Source organism: Georgfuchsia toluolica (genome assembly GCF_907163265.1).
Classification (GTDB): Bacteria; Pseudomonadota; Gammaproteobacteria; order Burkholderiales; family Rhodocyclaceae; genus Georgfuchsia; species Georgfuchsia toluolica.
Window position 1 is genome coordinate 3,429,020 of record NZ_CAJQUM010000001.1, and the last position, 21,204, is coordinate 3,450,223.

A 21,204-nucleotide genomic window follows, 5' to 3' on the forward strand; every position below is an offset into this window, starting at 1 on the left:
ATTCCCATATTGGGTTTGGATAAATACTGTCAAAAAACTTTTTATTTCACCTGCATAAACTTTTTATCTGGAAGTATGTGCTCCTGTCGAAGCCGTGTTCAGCGCTCGGAGGTGGAAGGCGTTCATGCCATTTCTTCCCTCAGTGTTTCCACCCTCAGGTTTCGCTTCACAACGACTCTTCATAGGGAGCCAAACCGCCTGCCAGCGACATGGCTCGCCCAGGCTGCAACTTGTGCTGCTTTATCATGATTATGTCTTCGGTTTGGCTAGTACCTGTTCGGCAAATTTCTCGTCGAACAGGGCGCCTTCGGCCACCAACTGGCGGTACTTGATGAAGTCGATGACGTCCTTGCCGGTGGACTTCTTGGCGTCGAAGGCGTTGAAGCCGAGCCAGGCCTCGTGGTTCATGTTGGCGGCCAGCCAGTGGCGGTTGGCGAGCTTCGCCTGGTCCCAGAAAAATTTCTTCTTGGCACGGATGCCGTCGATGGACTTTATCAGGCAACCCGGGAAGAGATTGGTGAACTTCCACACCAGTTCATTCACCGCCGCGTCGAGCTTGGTGAAGTCGGTAGTGCACTGGGCCATCAGTTCCTTCGCTGCTTTGATCTGGTCGGCGGCCACCGGTTCGCCGTAGACGATCTCACCGTCGTCGACGTAGGTGTCGGTGCGCACCAGCGGGTTACGCACCCACTGGCCGTCCTTCTTCAGCACCGGTACGACCTTGGTGAGGAGGTTCTTGGCCTTCATTTTATATGCGCTCCAAGTCTCGCAGGAGACGCAGTTATACATCGCGTCCTCCATGTTGAGGAACCAGGGCAGGAAGTCGGTCGAACCGCCGTCCGGTGCGCTGCCGTGCTTGGGACCGGCCTGGCCGTAAATGGCCATATCGGAGCTGATCGTCAGGTCGGTGGCCATGCCGATTTCCTGGCCGCCGGCCACGCGCATACCGTTCACCCGGCAGATTACCGGTTTCTTGCAGTTGAGGATGCCATCCACCATGGCGTTGAAAAGGTCCATGTATTCGCCATATTCGTTCGGCCGCTTCGAGTAATAGGCTGAGTATTCGGCGGTATTGCCGCCGGTGCAAAAGGCCTTGTCGCCGACTGCGGTGAATACCACCGTCACCACTTCGCGGTCGGAGGACGCGCGCTGGAACCCTGCGATCACCGCCTTCACCATCTCGGTAGTGTAGGAGTTGTACTGGCTCGGATTGTTGAGAATGATCCAGGCCGCGAATAGTCCCGACACGGCGTTGCCCTGCGGGTCGATGACCGGGCGCTTTTCGTAGATGACCGAAGGTGCCGTTGTACCGAAATGTTCCTCGCCAAGTAGTGCGTGATCCTTGAGTTCGTTGTCCCTGCGCAGCCATTCGAGTGCCATTATGATTTCTCCGTAAATAAATAAATTGAAATAAATAAATTGATTAGAAGTCGGGTGTCAGGATGACGCGCCGTTTCAATTTTCCATGATGAGCTTCGTCGAAGACTTGTTCGATCTGGCTCATGGGCCGTGTCTCGACGAAGGGGCCGAGCTGGATGCGGCCGTCGAGGCACATCTCCAGCACACCCGGATACTTGTCCGGCGGGCAGCCCCAGGTGCCGATGATCTCGGCGTCGAAGGCCATCAGCTTGGACAGCATGTAACTGGTCTCGTCGGTGCCGTAGCCGACGACGATCAGTTTTCCGGTGAAGGAGAGCAGCCCCAGTGCCAGTTCCTGGCCTGGCTTGCTGCCGGTGACCTCGAAAATTTTCCAGCCGGTATTGGCGGCGAGGCCCTTCTCCTTGCAAAAGGCCTTGATGAGTTCCTTGATTTCCTTGACGCTCTTGCCCTTCGGGTTGATGACGAAGTCGGCGCCGAAGCCGGTCATCGACTGGAGCTTTTCCTCGTTGATGTCGATGCCGATGACGGCTTTGGCACCCATGCCCTTGGCCGTCTGCACCATGAAACTGCCGACGCCGCCGGCCGCGCCGACGACGATCACCTTGTCGCCCGGCTTGAGATCGCCGCGTAGCGCCGCTTGATACGGCGTGGTCACCGCATCGGCGACCACCGACAGGTGTTCGAGTGGCGTAGCTCCGCGATTGTCGATGACGCATAGGAACTTCGCCTGGCAGACGATATGGCTGGAAAAGCCGCCGTAGATACCCATCGAGTTGCCGGGCATCTTCTGCGCAAGGCAGCGGTTGCCGCGCCCGGTTTTGCACAACTCGCACTCGCCGCAAGGGATCACGGCCGGGACGATAACTTCCTTGCCGATCATCGACGCTTCACCGCCGATCACGGTGCCGCTGATTTCGTGACCGAGGGAAAGCGGCGGCTTCTGCACCGTCGGCACGCCCATATAGAAATACGACAGGTCGGTGTGGCAAACGCCGCAACCGGCGATCTTGACGACAACGTCGCCGGCGGCGAGCGCCGGCATCGGCACGCGCGTCTTGGTGAGCGTGCCTGGCTCCTTCATCTGCCAAGTATCGATGAATTCTGGAATCACTGTGTTCTCCCTGGGTATCGTTAGCGGTTGCGCCAATTCGGCTTGCGTTTTTCGAGGAAGGCGGCGAGGCCCTCTTTTGCATCCTCGGTGGCCATAAGTTCTTTGAGATAGATCGTTTCCGCCGCGTCGAGCGCTGTGCCGAAATCCTTGCCAGCAGCGGCGCGAATTGCCTTCAGGGCGCTTGCCAGCGCGGCACGGGACAGAGTCAGGTAAGGATCGACAAAGGCCTCGAGGTCGGCGGCGAAAGTTTCCTTGGCAAAGACGCGGTTCACGAGACCGATCTTGAGGGCTTCGTCGGCGAGGATGTGCTCCCCTCCCAGCAGCAGTTCCATGGCGCGCGCCGGCGGTACCAGGCGCGGCAGCAGCACGGCAGCAATCGGCGGGAAAACGGCCAGCTTGATTTCGGGCTGGCCGAACTTGGCACCGGCCGCGGCGACAATCATGTCGCAGGCGATCGCCACTTCCATGCCGCCGCCGAGAGCCGCGCCATTCACTGCGGCGAGCGTGGGAATCGGCAGTTTCTGCAAGCGGCGGAAGATGCCGTGGAAGACCTCGATCATCTTGTCGACCTTGTCCGGAGTGTGGTCGGCGACTTCGACACCGGCCGAGAAGGCCTTTTCTCCGGCGCCAGTTATGACCAGCAGCTTGACGTCGGATGCCGCCAGGCACAGATCCAATGCGAGGTTGATTTCCTCCATGGTCGGGATATCGAGCACATTGAAAGGCGGCCGGTTGATGGTCAGCGTTGCCAACCCGCCCATCTTTTCGAATTTGATGAATTGATAATTCGTGTTTGTCATTTTGTCTACCTGGGTGATGTCTTGTGGTTCAGCAATCGACGATATGCGCCATGAGGATTCGAAGAGGTCATCCAGTTCGCTCGAACCGCCGCTCGGCATCTTGCCGTGCTGTTGCACACAAGGCTGGATCATTTGACGCTCGCTTTGACGCTCGCGCGTCGTGTGATTATATCCACCAGCTAAAAGTGAAGTAAATCACGGCGCTTCTCATCAGTTCTTGAACTGATTAAACTTTAACAATTCATGGGAAAATCATCTTTTTGTTGGCTAAATAAATCTTATAGGATATGCTACATACTACCAACATGCAATATAAAACACATTAATGGGGTATCAACGCCATTGTTTTGATCCATGTCAACAAAAAACGAATAATGCGGGCAAAAAAGTTGCGCCTTGACGTTACGAAAAGCCACAGCGTCAAGGGGCGTTTAGTGGAAAAGTGGATAGTTGCATTCTTGCGTGGTTGGATGTGCTACTGGCATCGAAATGTGCCGGAATGGGCTGCCAGAGATATATAAAAGATACTCCCATGCAGAATATCGCCACTTGGGCTGCAAATTGCTTTTGCAGGGCAGTGTCGCGTTCTGTTGTGCAGGAAACGCACACATGAGTGCCTATTAATCGTTTGCGTCATCAGTGCGGTCGAATTACCCTTCGATTTACGAAAGGGTGCAATACACTGTTTGCAAATCAGCCAAACCCACTATCCCCGCTCCCGTCCTTTAGCAGGTACAGACGGGGATGCAGACTTTCACCCTAAGCATAATAGATTTGCCCGGCACAGCTATACAGTTTCATGGATACTCAAACCAGACGCATTCTTGCGTGATTACCACAACGAAAACAAAATTGCCTAGGAGCTAAAGATGGACTTCGGATTGACGGAAGATCAACGGATGATGCAGGAAATGGCGAAGGATTTCGCGCAGAAGGAAATTCTTCCCACTATGAAGGATGACGAGGCGAATCACCGATTTCGTCCCGAGCTGGTGAAGAAGATGGCTGGATTAAGCTTCTTCGGCTGCGGTTTGCCGGAAGAGTATGGCGGTAATGGCTTTGGTTTTCTCGAGTCGGTCATCCTTGCCGAGCAGTTTGCCAAGGTCAGCGCTTCCTGGCGCCTGCCCTTCAACATGCAGAACATCGGTCCGTCCATCACCGTCAACAAATTTGGTACCGCAGAGCAGAAGAAGCGTTTCATCCCGAAATGGGTCAGCGCCGAACACTTCGGATTTTTCGCCATCACCGAACCGAATTCCGGCTCCGACGTGGTCAGCATGCGCACCAACGCTACTGATCGCGGCGACCATTGGGAAATCAACGGCCAGAAGATGTGGATCTCCAACGCCCACATTGGCGACTGGGGTCTGCTCTACGCCGTCACGGACAGGGCCGCTGGTTACAAGGGGCTGACCTGCTTCATCATCAATCTGAAGAACAACCCGGGAATCATCACTGCACCGATCGAGACCAAGCTGGGGTTGCATTGTGCCCCGACCGGCGAGATCTCGTTCAACTCCGCCAAGATTCCCAAGGACTCCGTGCTCGGCGAAGTGGGCCAAGGCTTCCAAATTTGCATGTGGCAGCTAAATAACACTCGTATCAGTTGCGCCGCAGGCGCCATCGGCATCGCCGGCGGTGCTATCGAGGCCGCCATCGGTTATGCCAACGAACGGACACAGTTTGGAAAAAAAATCGGCTCCTACCAGATGATTCAGGCACAAATCGCTGATATGGTCGCCGAGCATGAGGCCGCCAAGCTGCTGGTATATCGGGCCGCCTGGCTCAAGGACCAGGGCCTGCCCAACCAGCACGAGACTTCCATGGCGAAGCTATTCGCCTCGGAATCTGCCGTTCATTGCGCCTTGGACACCATGAAAATCTTCGGCAGTTACGGCTTCTCCACCGAGTATCCGGCCGAACGCTTCCTGCGCGACGCGCAGTCGCTGCGCGTGGTGGAAGGCACCAGCAACATCCAGAAGACCATCATCGCAGGCATTTCCTTGGGTGACGCTGTCAATCGTTGATTCCTGCCATAGACGCGTGGGTGAGAAATGAGCAAAGAAAAAGCTAAGACAAAGAAGCCTCCTCTGGGCATCACTGAAGTCGTCCTGCGCGACGCGCATCAGTCGCTGTTGGCAACGCGCATGCGCCTGGATGACATGCTGCCGATCGCCGACAAGCTCGACCAGGTTGGTTTCTGGTCGATTGAGTCCTGGGGCGGCGCCACCTTCGACGCCTGTATCCGCTACCTCGGCGAGGATCCCTGGGAACGCCTGCGAGCGATGAAGAAGGCTATGCCCAAGACGCGGCAGCAGATGCTCTTCCGCGGCCAGAACATCCTCGGCTATCGGCACTACGCCGACGACGTGGTGGAAAAATTCGTCGAGCGCTGCGCAGTCAATGGTATTGACGTGTTCCGCGTGTTCGATGCCATGAACGATCCACGCAACCTGGAAACGGCCATCCGCGCAGTCATCAAACAGGGCAAGCACGCGCAGGGAACGCTGTCCTACACGGTGAGCCCGGTCGATACCATAGACAAGTGGGTGGATCTGGGCAAACGCATCGAGGATATGGGTTCGCACTCGATCTGCATCAAGGACATGGCCGGCCTGCTCACGCCCTATGTGGCCTTTGAGTTGGTAAGCCGGCTCAAGGCAGCGCTCAAGATTCCCATCCACATGCAGTGCCATGCCACCACCGGCATGTCTACCGCCGCCTACCTCAAGGCGGTCGAAGCCGGGGTGGACAACGTCGACACCGCCATCTCATCGATGAGCATGACCTACGGCCACTCGCCTACCGAGAGCCTGGTGGCGATACTGGCTGGCACCGAGCGCGACACCGGTCTGAACATGCTCCTGCTGGCAGAGATCGCCGACTATTTCCGCGAGGTACGCAAGAAATACGCGAAGTTCGAAGGTTCGCTGAAGGGCGTCGACGCCCGCATCATCATCGCCCAGGTGCCCGGCGGCATGCTCACCAATATGGAGAGCCAGCTGAAGGAGCAGAACGCTGGCCACAGGATGGCCGAGGTTCTCGCCGAAATCCCCAAAGTACGCGAGGATCTTGGCTTCATCCCCCTGGTCACGCCGACCTCGCAGATTGTTGGCAGCCAGGCGGTGATCAATGTCCTGACCGGCGAGCGCTACAAGTCGATGACCAAGGAAACCTCCGCCGTTCTCAAAGGCGAGTACGGTGCGACCTCGGCGCCGGTGAACAAGGCGTTGCAGGAAAAAGTGCTGGCTGGCGGCAAGGCCATCACCTGCCGCCCGGCTGACTTGCTCAAGCCAGAGATGGACAAACTTACTGCCGAACTGCGTGACATCGTTGCCAAGAAGGGCATCAGGACCGGTTTGCACGAGGTCGAGGACGTGCTGACCTACGCGCTGTTCCAGCAGGTGGGTCTCAAGTTCTTCGAGAACCGCGACAATCCCGCCGCCTTCGAGCCTGTGCCCAGCGAGCAAGACGCTGTACCCAAGGCGGCGACTCCGGCAATGGCCGGCGGCGAAGTATTCACTGTTACCGGCCGTGGCCAGAGCTTCCAGGTCCAGGTCTCGGCCACAGGCGCTGCCGGCGCCGCCGCAGCGGCTGCCGCGATGTCGGGCGCCGCCACTGCACCGGCCGCCGCTGCTCCCGCCGCCGCGGCGACGATGGGCTCGCCGCTCGCCGGCAACATCTGGAAGGTCGAGGTCGAGTCCGGCCAGAGCGTCGAAGAAGGCGATCTGCTGTTCGTGCTGGAAGCGATGAAAATGGAATACGAAGTGCTCGCCGACCGCCCGGGCAAGATCGCCGAGGTGTTGGCGAAGAAGGGCGACGCTGTGCTCAAGGGCCAGCCCCTGCTCTCGTTTGTCGGTGCCGCCACCGCGCCCGCTGCCACCGCAGCGACTTCTGTCCAGTCCACCGCTACTGCCGCGAGCACCAAGGGCGGAGTGCCTGCGCCGCTCGCCGGCAACGTCTGGAAGATCGAGGTGAAGGAAGGGCAGGTTGTGCAAGAGGGAGATCTGCTGCTGATCCTTGAAGCCATGAAGATGGAAAACGAGATCATCGCCGAGCGCGACGGAACCGTCGGCCAGTTGCTGGTACAAGAGGGCAACAAGGTCGACATCGGGCAGATCCTTCTGACCCTGGTTTGATATTGACGTTGAAATAGAGGAAGAACCATGCCACGTAAACAGACTCCCCTGCGCCCCTACTTCGAGAAGATGGCCGACATCGGCAAGCCGCTGTCCGAGTCAGAGATTAAGCGCGCCAAGGAGAACGTCGAACTCGTCCGCGAGCAGGAGGAGATTCTGGCCAAGGAGAACGACCGGGTGAAGAAGGCCGGCATCCCTGCGGCGAAGATCCACGAACGTGGCGGCATGACCATCTACGACCGGCTCGACTACCTCGTCGACGAGGGCACCTGGCATCCCCTGCATAGCCTCTATAACCCCCAGAACAACGAAGAAGGTTGTACCGGCGTCGTCAACGGCATTGGCAAGATCGAGGGCAAGTGGGCGGTCATCATCGGCTTCGACAACAAGGTAATGGCCGGTGCCTGGATCGCCGGTCAGGCCGAGAACATCCTGATGGTCACCGACATGGCCAAACGCCTTCACGTGCCGCTGGTCTGGCTCACCAACTGCAGCGGCGTCAAGCTGATGGAACAGGAGACGGTCTACGCTGGCCGCCGTTCGAGCGGCGCGCCCTTTTTCCGCCACGCCGATCTCAATCATCTGGGCATACCGATACTCAACGGCATCTACGGTACCAACCCGGCCGGCGGCGGCTATCAGGGTATCAGCCCGACCATTCTGATTGCGCACGAGGGGGCCAACATCGCTGTCGGTGGCGCCGGCATCGTCGGCGGCATGAATCCCAAGGGCCACATCGATGCCGAAGCCGCGCGCGCCCTGATCGACGCGACCAAGGGCTTCAAGGCCAAGGATCCGGGCCGCGTCGAGACTCACTTCGACCAGACTGCCTATTTCCGCGAAGTATATGAGAGCGAGAAAGGCGTGCTGAACGGCATCAAGGACTACATGCGCATGATGCCGGCCTTCGATCCGGCCATGTTCCGCGTGGCGGCACCAGCCGAGCCCAAGTTTCCCGCCTCCGATCTCGACGCGATCCTGCCGGCGAACCAGAAGCGTACCTACGATGCGATCCAGATCCTGGCGCGCTTGACCGACAACAGCGAGTTCATGGAGTACCGTCCCGATTACGGGCGCGAGGTGTTCGCCGGCATCGCCAAGATCGACGGCTTCCCCGTCGCCTTCATCGGCAACCGGCAGGGCGTCTTCCCCGATTATCCCGAGTACGCCAAAGGCGCTTACCCTGGCGTCGGCGGTAAGCATTACCGCGAGGGTCTGATCAAGCAGGGCGAGTTCGTTACCCTGTGTGGCCGCGACAACCTGCCCATCGTTTGGTTGCAGGACACCACCGGCATCGACGTTGGCGATCTGGCCGAGGAAGCCGAACTGCTGGCCTTGGGTCAGTCTCTGGTGTACTCCATCGAGCAGACCGATCTATCCATGATGTGCGTGGTGCTGCGCAAGGGTACGGCTGCCGCCCACTACATCATGTGCGGCCCGCAGGCCAACAACAATAACGCCTTCACGCTGGGCACTCCGTTGACCGAGATCTATGTCATGCACGGCGAAACCGCGGCGGCGGCCTCCTACGCTCGTCGCTTGGTCAAGGAAGAAGAAGGCGGCCGTGACATCGGCCCGACACTCGACAAGATGAACCAGATGATCCAGGACTACCAGGACAAGTCGCGCCCAGCCTATTGTGCCAAGAAAGGCTTCGTGGATGAAATCGTGTCCCTGACCGATCTGCGCAAATACATCCAGGCCTTTACCGGCGCCAACTACCAGAATCCGAAGTCAATCACACCGGTGCACCAGATGCTGCTGCCGCGCATTATCAAGGGATAACTCATAGAGGCAAGATACGACTTGCCTCAATTGAGAGCGTCATCCTGCAACGCAGTGACTCGGCAGGCTGTGGATGTGAGACGGGGCATCATTTGTCTATAACACTGGCGGTTACGCCTGAGCGTTTGCGGTTGGAGCTGCTCACGCAATGCAATTGGGTGTGCGATGATGAGAAGTTCGGCATGTTATCGTCGCACAATAGACGCCTACTCGAAAACAAGGTAAGCCTCAATCGCTGGACAATGTCGAGGCGCTGGCTGTCGCGCGGGAAGCATCTCCGGAAACGCGACCTTCTTCATAAGTGCCGGCGACCGCGAGGCTGACGTATTCAAGTGAGCGTCCCGCTGGAGTCGAGTTATTATATTTATACTGTATGAAACACAATGCCAATCAAGGATTTGATGGTGCGCCGCATTGTGCTCAATTCAGCAATTCGGCCAATTCAGGCTTCATCAAATTCGACATTGAGATAGTGCCTTGGGCTCGAAGAAAAATGGAGAAAGAAAAACTTCCGTTAAAAAACAAGTTGATTGACTCGGTGGCATGGAAGTTGATAAGGAGACAGAAGCACAGCGTCACCATTGTCGGCATCGCAAACAGCGATGCCGGGTACGGCGCCATTCTTAATGTTCAGTAATTACGCCAAGCAAAAGGAGGAATTAAATGCCGACATGCAAAATTGGTTTGGTCTGACAGACTACTGAGAAGAGGTCAGCCGCCATTAAGGAAACCAGCAGTCGCCGGCGCTCTGTTTTGATCAACTTTAACCTGCGGCTTTATTCGAAAACAAAAGTGGCGGCCGGTGGAAAAATACCAAGCTTGTGTTTGGTTAGGTATATTCACTAGGATATAGGCAATATTACCGATTGTCGGCATTTTGGGATTGGATTATCTTCCTGTCAAAATTAGACAGCAGTTAGATGTTAACTGCCTTATAAATCCAGAATCCCAGATTACAACTGAGTGCTAATTGCGAGGGCGTTTTTATGTCTGAGAACAAGGAATCAAAAAAGCCGGAAAAAAAGCCGGCGGAAAAGAAGCCGGATATCACATTTTTCCATCCAGACCTGTTGCAGGTTCCGGAAAATGGGGATCCACCCTATTTGACAGGCTATCGCTGCAAGAGCTGCGGAAACTTGGATTTCCCGAAACCGACCATCTGCCTGAATTGTTGGGGCGAGGAGTTTGAGGTCGTTCCCTTGAGTCGCAAGGGTGTGCTCTACAGCGTTTCCGATATCTTTATCGGACAGGCTGGGATGAAGACGCCTTATATATTTGGTTACATCGATCTTCCGGAGAACCTGCGGATCCTGGCGCAATTGCAGGGAGAGCCCGGAACCTACAAATGCGACGATCAGGTTGAACTGACCGTCGGGCCGATCAGGATGAATCGGGATGGCCTACCGATCATAAGCTATATGTTTCGGAAAGCTGCCAATTAAATTAATTGTTAATTTCGGACTTTCCTTTCTTCTTTAGGTGCGCAAAAAATGAAGCTAATGCGTGATGTGTATATTGCCGGTGTCGGCGAAACGAAATTCGGCAAACACCAGATCGACTACGACGTGCTTGGTCGAATGGCGGCGTTTGAAGCCATGAAGAATTCAAATATCAATCGTCCAGATATTGTGCAAAGCGCCTATGTCGGCAATGGCATGAATGGCATTGTGACCGGACAAACGGTTTTCAAAGATTTGGGAATGTGTGGGCGGCTGCCCATCATCAACGTGGAAAGCGCTTGTTCCGCGGGTGGCATGGCCGTGTATTCGGCGATCAAGGATGTTGCCACTGGTATGACGGATATATCTATCGGTGTCGGCGCCGAGAACCACAGCCTGCACATGCAGGCGGGAACGGCGTTTTCTCCCAGCATGTCGGACATTGAAACCGTGCATGGCGCTGTGATGACCGGCAAATATGCAATGCGCGCTAATCGCTACATGTACGAGACGGGCGCGACCGTCGAGGACTTGGCCATGATTACGGTCAAGAACCGGCGCCATGCGACCAACAATCCCAATGCCTGGTTCAAGGGTGCAATCACCATCGAGGAGGTTGTCAATTCCCGCATGGTTGCCTATCCGCTGACGCTGCAACAATGCTGCGGCATTGCCGACGGCGCCGGCGCGGTGGTGGTCTGCTCCAAGGAAATGATTCAGAAATTGGGTGTACACAAGCCGATCCGGGTGGCGGGCGCCGTTGTCCAGTCTGGCCCCTATCACAATCGTCCGCGGGATATCACTGCCGACGACATCACCGAAGCCTGCGCCGAGCAGTTGTACGAGGAGTCCGGCATCGGCCCGGAGGAAGTGAATATCGTCGAATTGCATGATGCCTTCACCATTGCCGAACTACTCTATTACGAATGCATGGGTTTGTGCAAGAAAGGTGAGGGCTTGAAATATCTGCGCGATGGCAATTCCACCCACGGCGGCAAATGTGTCGTCAGCCCACGCGGTGGTATGCTCTCCTACGGTCATCCGATCGGCGCTTCGGGGGCAGCGCAGATTGCCGCCTGTGTCAAGCAGATGCGCAGTGAATGTCACGGATTTCAGGTCGACCCCGTGCCGCGCATCGCCATGACGCATGTGACCGGCGGCGGTCTTTCCGGAACCGAGCATGCAGCATGCACTATGCATATGCTGATCAGCGATTGGTAATGTGCTTCTGGCAATCAAAACTTGGCGTGAGGTAAGGAAGATGCAGGCAAAGGTTAAGGGTAGGGTGGCGCTGATTGTCGGCGCCAGTGACGAGGTCGGCGCGGCGATTGCGCAGCAATTGGCCGGCGCCGGCGCGAGCGTGGTGCTATGCGACAAGGAATCGCAGCCGTTGGAAGCGCTCAGCGCAAAAATTGCCGCCGCCGGTGGCGTGGCGACGACCTTCAGAGTGGATATGTCCAATTCCGCAGCAATAGACAAATGCATAGCGGAGATACTTGCCCGTCACGGCAGGATAGATATTTTGGTGAACAACGGCCCCGAATCGGAGAGCAAGGCGCTGAGCGATCTGTCTGCACAAGACTTCGCCGCGACGCTCAACAGCTCGCTCGGTACGCAGTTCCATTTTCTGCGCGGAATCGTACCCGTCATGCAGAAGAACAATGGCGGCAGAGTCATCAACATCAGCAGCCTGAACTACCTCGGTATACCCAAGAACGCCGATACGGCGGCTGCCAAGTCGGCGCTGTTCGGGCTGACTCGGTCAATTGCATTAGAAGTGGCACGCAGCAATGTCACCGTCAACTGCGTCGTCAAAGGCGATATCGCCACGGCAAACCTGTCGGAAGAGCAGCAGACGAAGATATCTGGCGGCATTCCGGTCAAGAGGATGGGTACCCCCGCCGATGTTTCCTATGCAGTAGGTTTCTTCGCCTCGGATACGTCGGACTACATCACTGGGCAGACCTTCTTCGTGTGCGGTGGGAAGAGCGATTATTTTTCGATGTCCGTTTGAGCTAGAGGCTTACACATGGGAATAGCAAATAGAGTGGCTTTGATCACCGGTTCCGCAAGCGGCATGGGAAAACAAACCGCGCAACGCTTGGCCGAAAACGGAGCCGCAGTCGTCATCAATGATATAGATCCAGTCAAGGTACAAAACACGGTTGATGAATTTAAGCAACAAGGCCTGCGCGTAAAAGGGATCGTTGCGGATATCAGCAACGCCGAAGCGGTCAAGAACATGGTGCAGCAGGCGATAGCGGAGTTCGGCCGGATCGACATTCTGGTCAACAATGCAGGGCTGGAAAAAGCCGGTGCTCTCAGAAAACTCACTGAGTCTGACTGGGATATTACGATTGATGTCAATCTTAAAGGCACATTTTTGTGTACTCAGGCTGTTCATGCCAACATGGTTGAAAATAAACACGGTCGCGTCATCAACATCGCCTCGCGAGCATGGCTCGGTGGTCCTGGCCAGATTCCATATTCCTCAGCGAAAGCTGGGGTAGTGGGAATGACACGCGCCTTGGCGCTGGAATTGGGGAAGAGCGGCGTTACCACCAACTGCATTGCGCCCGGACTGATTCATACACCAATGTGGGATGCTCTGCCGGAGAAAGACCGCAATTTCCTACTCACGAAACAACCGACAGGAAGACTGGGAAACGCCGATAATATTGCGGACGCGGTACTTTTTCTTGTCGACGATGATGCCAGCTTCATCAATGGCCAAGTGCTCTATGTCTGTGGAGGTAGAAGCCTGTTTGCTGGCTAATAACAGGCTGGCGATAATGAATAAATATACCCGTATTGAATAGTTATTATGGAACAGAGCTATTTCTCAAAGCTTAAAATATTAGACTTCACGGGGGAGCTAGGACCCTATACGGCAAAAATGTTTGCCGGCATTGGTGCCGAGGTTATTCATCTCGAACCTCTTGGCGGGGATCCGCTCAGGCAATCGGGACCCTTTTACAAGAATGCCAAAAGCCAGGAATCAAGCCTGCCATTTTGCTACTTCAACAGCGGCAAGCGCGGTCTTGCGCTTGATTTGAAGCATGCTGCCGGCAAGAAAATATTTCGGCAACTTTGCACTGATGCCGACCTGTTGATCGAAAGTTTTGTTCCGGGTTATCTCCAGCAACAAGGCCTCTCCTATGAAGAGCTGAGTGCTAATAATCCCAAGCTGGTTCAGACTTCGATCACCCCGTTTGGCCATAGCGGGCCTTTATCGCAGCAAGCCGGTTCGGATCTGATTTGTTCCGCAATGAGCGGTTTCCTGTATCTGGCTGGGGTGGGGCATGAGAAGCCGGTTCGCTCTCCCGACAACCAGGCTTATCGGATGGCCGAGGCCTATGCAGCTGTGGGTAGCGCGATCGCTTTGTTCAATGCCAAGAGGACAGGCAAGGGACAGTTCGTCGATGTCGCCTGCATCGAGGCCGGCGCGGGCGCACTGGAAAATGCCGCCCAGTTCTGGGATCTGGAAGGAAAAATCCGGCGTGGGCGCGGGCGTGAGGCGGGCAGTGCGACTCTGCATCCCTGCGCCGACGGTTACGTTGCGATTGTGGCAATCATGGGCAAGAACAAGGTGATGTGGGACCCGTTCGTCGAATGGATGAAGCAGGAAGGTGTCGAGGAATGGTCGGTTTTCGATGATGACAAGTGGATTGAATCCGCTTATCGCGAGTCGGCAGAGGGCTACAATACGTTTTGCAGAATCTTCGAGAAATACACGCTCAAGCATGACAAGCGCTATTTATACGAAACCGGACAAAGGTTCAGTGTCGCCATCACTCCGGTCAGCAACGGCAAGGATCTGCTCGAAAACCCGCAACTGGACTATCGTGGCTTTTGGCAGCGAGTGCACAACGATACTCTCGACGGCGATGTCGTCTATCCCGGAGCTCCGTATGAATTCGGAGAGATCAAATGGCGGTTGGGAAGGAATGCGCCAAGACTGGGGGAACATACTGGCGAGATTCTGCGCGAGCATGGCTATTCAAACGAAGATATCAGCGCCTTGGTGAAAGCAGGAGCAGTTTATGCAGAATAGCTTTGAACGGGCCTTGCAAGGCATCGTTGTGTGCGATTTCTCTTGGGTCGGCGCCGGACCGATCGCAACCGGAGTGCTTGCCCAATGCGGCGCTGAAGTCATCAAGATTGAAAGCATCAAGCGTCCCGACATTCTGAGAAAGGGAGAACCTTTCAAGGATGGCGACAGCACGGGTATGGATCGTAGCGGTTATTTTGCCAACCGCAACGCCAACAAGAAAGATATCGCGCTCAACATGGGCCACCCGGATGCGCGCGAAGTGGCGGTGCGGCTGATCAAGAAGAGTGACATCATCATCAATAACTTCCGCGTCGGCCAGATGGAAAAGTGGCATCTGGGCTGGGAGGATATCCAGAAAATAAATCCCAGAATCATTTATGTCACGATGAGCCTGCAGGGTATTACCGGACCGCACAGTAAGTACATGGGTTATGGCGTAAACCTCAACGCGCTGTGCGGGCTTACGGCGAGAGCCGCTTTCCCGGGCAAGCCGCCGTTCGGTACCGGGACTAATTACACCGATCATGTCATGGTGCCGACCCATACCCTGTTCGGGATCATGGCCGCATTGCTTGAAAGAGAGACGACTGGACGGGGACAGACAGTAACCGTATCCCAACTTGAGGCCGCCATCAGCATGGTGCCCACCGATGCCATGGCTTATGCGGCCAACGGCGAGGTGCTGCCACCGATGGGCTGCGGTGACCCGCAGGCGGCGCCGCATGGCGTGTATACGACGCTGGGTTATCGGAAATGGATTGCCATAGCGGTTTTCACCGAAGACGAATGGCGCGCTCTGAAAAAGGTCATGGGTGATCCGGTCTGGGCGCAGGACGAAAAGTTTTCTACTCTGGAAGCCAGGCTGCGCCACCAGGAGGAACTGGATGCGCGTATTGAAGCCTGGACGGCGGGACAGTATTCCGACTGGCTGATGGACGAGTTGCTACGCAATGGCGTCAAGGCGGGAATGGTCAAGGATGCCCGAGAGGCGATCGAGGACCAGCATCTGCGACAGCGCGGATTCTGGGCCTATCTCGACCATCCAGTGGTTGGCGTCAGTTTGTACAATCGCGTACCGGTCAAGTTCTCGCGTACGCCGGCAATTATGGAAACCGCGGCACCGTCGATCGGCCAGCATACCAAGGAAGTGCTGAATGGGATGCTGGGCTACTCAGAGCAGGAAATTCAGAAAATGACGAGCGACGAAGTCCTGGTTTAAGCCGTTTCGTCTGAAACAGGAAAAATTGACGCTGCAACGCTTGGCAAATCATTTTGCATGACAATCTTTGGTGAATTACATGGACTTTTCGATATCCCAAGAACAAATGATGTTGAAGGAACTGGCGCAGAAGTTCACAACCAATGAACTGATGCCTCTGGAAAAGGTTTTGCTCGAGCGCGAAATGCGGATGTGGACGGACCATTACAGCTTGTTGCCCGACGACAGTCTGGCCAAACTGCTGAAGATTTCCAAGGATATGGGCTTCTGGGGCATCGAAGTCGAAGAAAAATTTGGCGGGCAGGGCTTGGGGATGTTCGCCAAGACCCTGGTGGTCGAGGAAATGTCCAAATCCCTGGTGGGTTTTTCACACCATGCCTTCACTCTGCCGCCCGATGCGCCAAATTTGTACTACTTGAACGAGTGCTGCAGCGACGCACAGCGGGAAAAATATCTGATGCCCTACTGCAACGGTGAAATCGATTCGGCTATGGCAGCAACCGAGCCGGATGCTGGATCCGATGTAAGCGGCCTCAAGACAACGGCGGTGCGCAAAGATGGCAGGTGGGTCATCAACGGTTCAAAACTGTTCATCAGCAAGTGCGACAGAGACAAGCTGCTGTTTATCGTGATTGCAGTTACCGACAAGGCCGCTACTTCGAAAGGCAGGTTTACGGCGTTCCTGGTGGAAAAAGGCATGCCGGGCATCGAGATCGGCAGCGAGACGCCGGTCATCGGCGCGATGCCGACCTGGTCGGTGTATTTCGACAATCTTACGGTGGGCGACGAAGCGGTGCTGGGCGAAGTGGGCAATGCCTTTATCCCGCTACAGAACCGCTTCGGCGTGCGGCGCATCGAACTGGCGGCACATTGCACCGGAATGGCAGAGCGCGTGATTCAGATGATGATCGACCAGGCCAACGTGCGCAAGACTTTCGGAGAATTACTGGCGGAACGGCAGACGGTTCAGAACTGGATCGCCGACTCGACCATCGAACTGGAAATGGTACGCATGCTGCTCTATTACGCCGCCTGGAAGTCGGATCAGGGTTACAAGGATATGCGCGTCGAGGCCGCTGCCTTGAAGGTTGCGGCCACCGAAATGCTGACAAAGATCGTTGATCGCGCCATGCAGCTCTATGGTGGCATGGGCATGGCACGCGAAACCGGGCTGGAATACGTGGCACGCATGGCCAGGGTATGGCGCATCATCGAAGGCCCATCGGAAATTCATCGTATTTCCATTGCGAAAATGCTACTCAAGGATCAGAAGACCTACAGTCCGCATATTGCCGCCAAGGAATAGCCTCAGGTACTGCGGAATCACAGTAACAATTCAAGGATGGAGAAGGATATGCCAGTCGGTTTTGAAGTCAAGAATCATGTCGCTTATATCACGCTGAACCGTCCGGAGGCGATGAACGCCCTCGACCCCGAATCGATCGCCGACCTGAATCGGCATTGGCACGAAGTCGCCAGCAACCCGGACATCCGGGTCGCGGTGCTGACTGGTTCCGGGCCGAAATCCTTCTGCACCGGCACCGACATGAAGGCTTCACCACCGCCGACCGAATGTATGGCGGCCATTTACCTGCGCGACGGCATGCCGATCGTGCCGGCGATGAAAATGTGGAAGCCGATCATCGCCGCCATCAATGGATTCGCTGTCGGCGGCGGACTGGAAATTGCTCTCGCGTGCGATCTTCGCATCTCCAGTTCCAATGCCAAGTTCGGCCTGACTGAAGTCAAGGTGGCGAGCCTTGCCGGACTGAACGGTACGCAGCTGTTGCCAAGGTCTATTCCCCAGGCAGTGGCCATGAAAATGCTGCTAACAGGTGAAATGATCAGCGCTGAAGAAGCACTCCGCTACGGTTTGGTCAGCGATGTAGTAGCACCAGAAGAACTGATGAACCTTGCCACCAAGTATGCAGAGAAGATTGCCAGTGCTGCGCCCCTCAGTGTTCAGGCGGCGAAGCAGGCGGCCATCCTCGGTCAGGATATGCCACGCGAACATGGCATTCTCTTCTCCCACTTGCTATGGGGGGTTCTGCGCGATACCGAGGATCGCAAAGAGGGCTTCAAGGCCTTCGCGGAAAAACGCAGTCCAGTTTATCGCGGAGTTTGATCGACGACGCTTGCAGGGCTTGATCAAATTGGCTCTAGAAAGCAATGAGGCCAATGTGAATATATGAAAATTATCAATTTTGAAAAAATTGACGCTCTTAATGCAAGTATTGGAAAAGAGATCGCCGTAAGTGACTGGAAAGAAATATCGCAAGAGGATATTGATCGATTCGGGGTCACCACGGGAGACAATCATTGGATACATACTGACGTAACTCGGGCAAAAGAAAATTCTCCATTTGGAGAGACTATTGCACAGGGGTTTTTGTCACTATGTTTTCTCGCCAATTTTTCCAAGGAAATTCTCTCTAGAGATAATGATTGTGTCTGCATTAACTACGGACTTAACCGAGTTCGGTTTCCTGCCCCGGTGAGAGCTGGCCAGCGAATTCGTGCCCATTTGGTACTTTCCTCGGTGCATAAACTTATTGGCGGCGGAAATGTAACGTGGAATGGTACTGTTGAAATCGAGAATTGCGAAAAACCCGCATGCTACGCCGAAATGCTCTCTCAGTACTTACATATATGACCTCAGCAATTCAACTGAGCATTCCCAGAAAATTTGTCTTCCAAGAGGAGAGGTATAGACTTGTTTATACTTGGAAGGAGTGACCTGACCGGATATTTTTGGACCAAGCTGATCAAGAGATAATGGCTCCTCAGATGAGAAGTTGGCATGAAGAAGAGCAGGTCGTCAGGATATTGCGCGAGGCAGATCGGGATTCGGTAGTTGATGTCGCCAAACGGCATGGAATCAGCAAGGCATCGATCTACGCCTGGCGCAAGCGGCTTGGTGAGATGATCAGCAGACCATAAAAACCGTGGACACTATTCGACTAGCCACTCATCACTCAATGTGGATCAGTTGAACGCTTACTATCGATTGCCGCTGATGTGCGAAGCGCTGTCACTGGCTACCGGGCATGGAAATGAGGCGGCAAGCCGGACAAGATGCGCCTGACCGATAATGTCCGGACTGGCCTGATTACTCGAGCTATCCACAAGGCGTTGAGAATGTCTGCGGGTCGCCTCAGTCAATTACCGACCCAGAAAATGCCTCGGCTTCAAGCCTCCTCACGAGGTCTTCATGATGCAGCTACACTTGCGTCATAACTCCGTTGCACTTCAGGTTGAATCTACCAGATCAAAAGAATCGGTCATAGTGCAATTGAGTAAATGGGACTTGATGCCTGACCATCAGCATTTCTTGTACTGCGTTAACCATAGCTGGAGGGCCTGCAAAATAAAATTCGCAGTTTGCCAATTTTGGTCCGATCTCGTTTTCAACAAGTTCGTGTATGAAGCCAGTTTGGCCGGACCACTTGGCCGTGGGGTTGGACAATGCGACACGATACTTCATCGTTGTTCCATCTGCACTGGACATTTCTTCGAGTTCGGTTCTTCCGCAAATATCTTCAGCAGTTCGGGCACCGTAATAGAAATGGATCGGTACGGGTTTAGTGGAACGGAGTGCGCCCCGTGCGATGGATAGCATCGGACCTAAACCCGAGCCGCCAGCAATGCAGACAATTTCTCTGGGGCTATCTTCACGCAGCCATGCAGACCCATATGGCCCATCAATCGTGATCGCATCACCAGGTGTCAGAATGTCGAACAGGGCATTCGTTGCCAGTCCGTCGGGTACCCGCCTTATAATGAATTGCCACAGGCCTTCCTCATTCGGCAGATTGCTCATGGAGTATGGACGCGGGCGGATGATCTCAGGTAACGTCAGTAATGCGTACTGACCTGGCAAAAACTCGGCTGGCTGTGTTCCACGAAAGCTAAATTCACGCGTATCAAAATTGAGGGCATTTACGCTTTCAAGCACCATTTGCTGGCGTTTCGGCGTGTGTATCGGTATATATTCCGATGACGTCCGCACCCGGATCTTGCAATCCCCATTGAGAACAGACTGGCATGCGAGCCGTTTACCGCGCGCTCGGTCTCGTGCCGATAGCCCCGGCGCCTCTGGCCACCGATCGACGATGTTCCCGTCCAGTAGATCGAACCGGCAGGCACCACAGCTGCCGGCGCTACATTCGTGGGGAAATCCTATTCCCGCTCGAAGTGCCCCCGCCAGTAGGGTATCGCCGTCGTCGGCGGCAAAGCAACGACCATCTTCAAGAGTCACACTCATGGTTGGCCAGTGCTCAAATTTGAAGACCAAGAGCAGCGTGCAGTTCAGCCAATATAGTTCGCGCGCGCTTTGCTGTCTCCGGAGCATCGCTCAGATGCTTCGTATAGGACTCTATTGCTGCTTCAGCGAGAGGCATCCACTTTTTAATCCATCCACTGACGACTTTGTCGTTCCCTGATTCCAGTAATGCAAATTTTGTCAATGCTGTTGCCCATCGACGATGGCGCAGTGCATCCTGCATCTGGGCATCGTTGAGCATTCCGAGCAAGGTGTCTCCATTGTGTCTGGCTGCGTCCTCAAGGCCCCGGATTACACATTCTTCAAAGGCCGGCTTGACGATCAGGTTTAGGGAAACAAAGCTCTCTGCCCAATCCCAAGCCACCAAGGATTTTTCCAACAATTCCCGAAAACCTTGCCATGCCGGGTCTTCTTCCCAGGAATGACGCTCGGCGGTACCAAACTCCAGGTCGGGAAACGTGTTCGCGAGTTCCCGGGTTCGATAGGCGGTATGTGTCAACCAGCGCAGGCTGTCTGCTGTTTGGTAGGTTGCGCAGTTGGATATTGTAGACGCCGGTGCCATTTGAGAAATATAAGCTGATTGCATCTGGATGGCATGCATGGCGTAGCGGGCTGGAGCATACAGCCGGGCTAATTGTTTTGCCCAAGCAGTATCCAGCATCGCATCGTGACCGCGCTCGGAAAACTGGTCAAATAGACCGTAGACGTATGTTTCCTGGCCATCCTGTAGCAAGTTGTAAGTCCGATAGACGACTTCGTCCGGATCGCGAAAAGAGTTCCAGTTCGGATGCTTTAGAGGGCTTGCGTTACGATTTTCCTTGAACCATCTTGCCAAGGAGAAATTTGGATCAAGTTCGAATGGAGCATCTGGATTGTCGGTGCTGAAATGCAGGTTGGTGGAAACAATTTCGTACTCACTCGGCTTGCGGCGTTGCCCAGCCAAGTGACTCCAGGTCTTGAGTGGTTTGAGTCGTTCAGGTTGATTCATGATCCGG

The 21,204-nt window shown here is 55.1% G+C and carries 19 protein-coding genes; 14 read left to right on the plus strand and 5 right to left on the minus strand.

Annotated elements, in window-relative coordinates; all coding sequences use genetic code 11:
- Positions 1-249: 249 nt before the first annotated feature.
- Genes oah through K5E80_RS16245 form a run of 3 tightly spaced genes read right to left on the minus strand, consistent with a single transcriptional unit; the run spans position 250 to position 3,423 of the window.
- A complete protein-coding gene (gene oah, locus K5E80_RS16235) occupies positions 250-1,380 on the minus strand; it encodes a 6-oxocyclohex-1-ene-1-carbonyl-CoA hydratase (RefSeq protein WP_220637134.1) in 1,131 nt (376 codons plus the stop codon).
- Between the two features lie 43 nt (positions 1,381-1,423).
- A complete protein-coding gene (gene had / locus K5E80_RS16240) occupies positions 1,424-2,491 on the minus strand; it encodes a 6-hydroxycyclohex-1-ene-1-carbonyl-CoA dehydrogenase (protein ID WP_220637135.1) in 1,068 nt (355 codons plus the stop codon).
- A gap of 20 nt (positions 2,492-2,511) precedes the next feature.
- The gene (locus K5E80_RS16245) at positions 2,512-3,423 is read right to left on the minus strand and encodes an enoyl-CoA hydratase/isomerase family protein (protein WP_220637136.1); all 912 of its coding nucleotides are present in this window, start codon (positions 3,421-3,423) and stop codon (positions 2,512-2,514) included.
- A gap of 737 nt (positions 3,424-4,160) precedes the next feature.
- On the opposite strand from K5E80_RS16245, the gene K5E80_RS16250 reads away from it, so the two are divergent.
- From K5E80_RS16250 to K5E80_RS16315, 14 genes are all read left to right on the plus strand, one after another.
- Complete coding sequence (locus K5E80_RS16250; RefSeq protein WP_220637137.1) at positions 4,161-5,318, plus strand: acyl-CoA dehydrogenase family protein; 1,158 nt, start codon at positions 4,161-4,163, stop codon at positions 5,316-5,318.
- Positions 5,319-5,345: 27 nt separating this feature from the next.
- Complete coding sequence (oadA, locus tag K5E80_RS16255) at positions 5,346-7,430, plus strand: sodium-extruding oxaloacetate decarboxylase subunit alpha (protein WP_220637138.1); 2,085 nt, start codon at positions 5,346-5,348, stop codon at positions 7,428-7,430.
- Positions 7,431-7,457: 27 nt separating this feature from the next.
- Positions 7,458-9,215, plus strand: coding sequence for an acyl-CoA carboxylase subunit beta (locus K5E80_RS16260; RefSeq protein WP_220637139.1), 1,758 nt, complete (start codon positions 7,458-7,460; stop codon positions 9,213-9,215).
- Between the two features lie 373 nt (positions 9,216-9,588).
- Positions 9,589-9,852: a hypothetical protein gene (locus K5E80_RS16265; RefSeq protein WP_220637140.1), complete on the plus strand. Its 264-nt coding sequence runs from the start codon at positions 9,589-9,591 to the stop codon at positions 9,850-9,852.
- Between the two features lie 349 nt (positions 9,853-10,201).
- The gene (gene bbsA / locus K5E80_RS16270; RefSeq protein WP_220637141.1) at positions 10,202-10,657 is read left to right on the plus strand and encodes a benzoylsuccinyl-CoA thiolase subunit BbsA; all 456 of its coding nucleotides are present in this window, start codon (positions 10,202-10,204) and stop codon (positions 10,655-10,657) included.
- 48 nt (positions 10,658-10,705) lie between these two features.
- Positions 10,706-11,875: a benzoylsuccinyl-CoA thiolase subunit BbsB gene (gene bbsB / locus K5E80_RS16275; protein WP_220637142.1), complete on the plus strand. Its 1,170-nt coding sequence runs from the start codon at positions 10,706-10,708 to the stop codon at positions 11,873-11,875.
- Between the two features lie 40 nt (positions 11,876-11,915).
- On the plus strand, positions 11,916-12,668 hold the full coding sequence (locus K5E80_RS16280) for an SDR family NAD(P)-dependent oxidoreductase (RefSeq protein ID WP_220637143.1): 753 nt from the start codon (positions 11,916-11,918) through the stop codon (positions 12,666-12,668).
- Positions 12,669-12,701: 33 nt separating this feature from the next.
- Positions 12,702-13,430: an SDR family NAD(P)-dependent oxidoreductase gene (locus tag K5E80_RS16285; protein ID WP_220637144.1), complete on the plus strand. Its 729-nt coding sequence runs from the start codon at positions 12,702-12,704 to the stop codon at positions 13,428-13,430.
- Positions 13,431-13,478: 48 nt separating this feature from the next.
- Positions 13,479-14,708 (plus strand): CaiB/BaiF CoA transferase family protein, encoded by a 1,230-nt coding sequence (locus K5E80_RS16290; RefSeq protein WP_220637145.1) that lies wholly within the window; start codon positions 13,479-13,481, stop codon positions 14,706-14,708.
- On the plus strand, positions 14,698-15,927 hold the full coding sequence (locus K5E80_RS16295; RefSeq protein WP_220637146.1) for a CaiB/BaiF CoA transferase family protein: 1,230 nt from the start codon (positions 14,698-14,700) through the stop codon (positions 15,925-15,927). The genes K5E80_RS16290 and K5E80_RS16295 overlap by 11 nt, the downstream gene beginning before the upstream one ends.
- A 79-nt stretch (positions 15,928-16,006) precedes the next feature.
- Positions 16,007-17,233, plus strand: a complete 1,227-nt coding sequence (locus K5E80_RS16300) for an acyl-CoA dehydrogenase family protein (protein WP_220637147.1) — start codon at positions 16,007-16,009, stop codon at positions 17,231-17,233.
- Positions 17,234-17,281: 48 nt separating this feature from the next.
- On the plus strand, positions 17,282-18,052 hold the full coding sequence (locus K5E80_RS16305; protein WP_220637148.1) for an enoyl-CoA hydratase/isomerase family protein: 771 nt from the start codon (positions 17,282-17,284) through the stop codon (positions 18,050-18,052).
- A 63-nt stretch (positions 18,053-18,115) separates the two neighbouring features.
- On the plus strand, positions 18,116-18,580 hold the full coding sequence (locus tag K5E80_RS16310) for a MaoC family dehydratase (RefSeq protein WP_220637149.1): 465 nt from the start codon (positions 18,116-18,118) through the stop codon (positions 18,578-18,580).
- A 134-nt stretch (positions 18,581-18,714) separates the two neighbouring features.
- Positions 18,715-18,867 carry a transposase gene (locus tag K5E80_RS16315; RefSeq protein WP_220637150.1) on the plus strand — a complete coding sequence of 51 codons (153 nt, stop codon included), beginning with the start codon at positions 18,715-18,717 and terminating at the stop codon, positions 18,865-18,867.
- Between the two features lie 328 nt (positions 18,868-19,195).
- Here the strand turns inward: K5E80_RS16315 and K5E80_RS16320 are convergent, their stop codons facing one another.
- Together K5E80_RS16320 and K5E80_RS16325 are read right to left on the minus strand one after the other, a co-directional pair.
- Positions 19,196-20,191: a 2Fe-2S iron-sulfur cluster-binding protein gene (locus tag K5E80_RS16320; RefSeq protein WP_220637151.1), complete on the minus strand. Its 996-nt coding sequence runs from the start codon at positions 20,189-20,191 to the stop codon at positions 19,196-19,198.
- 13 nt (positions 20,192-20,204) lie between these two features.
- Entirely contained in the window at positions 20,205-21,197 is a 993-nt protein-coding gene (locus tag K5E80_RS16325) for an aromatic/alkene monooxygenase hydroxylase subunit beta (protein WP_220637152.1), read from the minus strand.
- Positions 21,198-21,204: the final 7 nt, after the last annotated feature.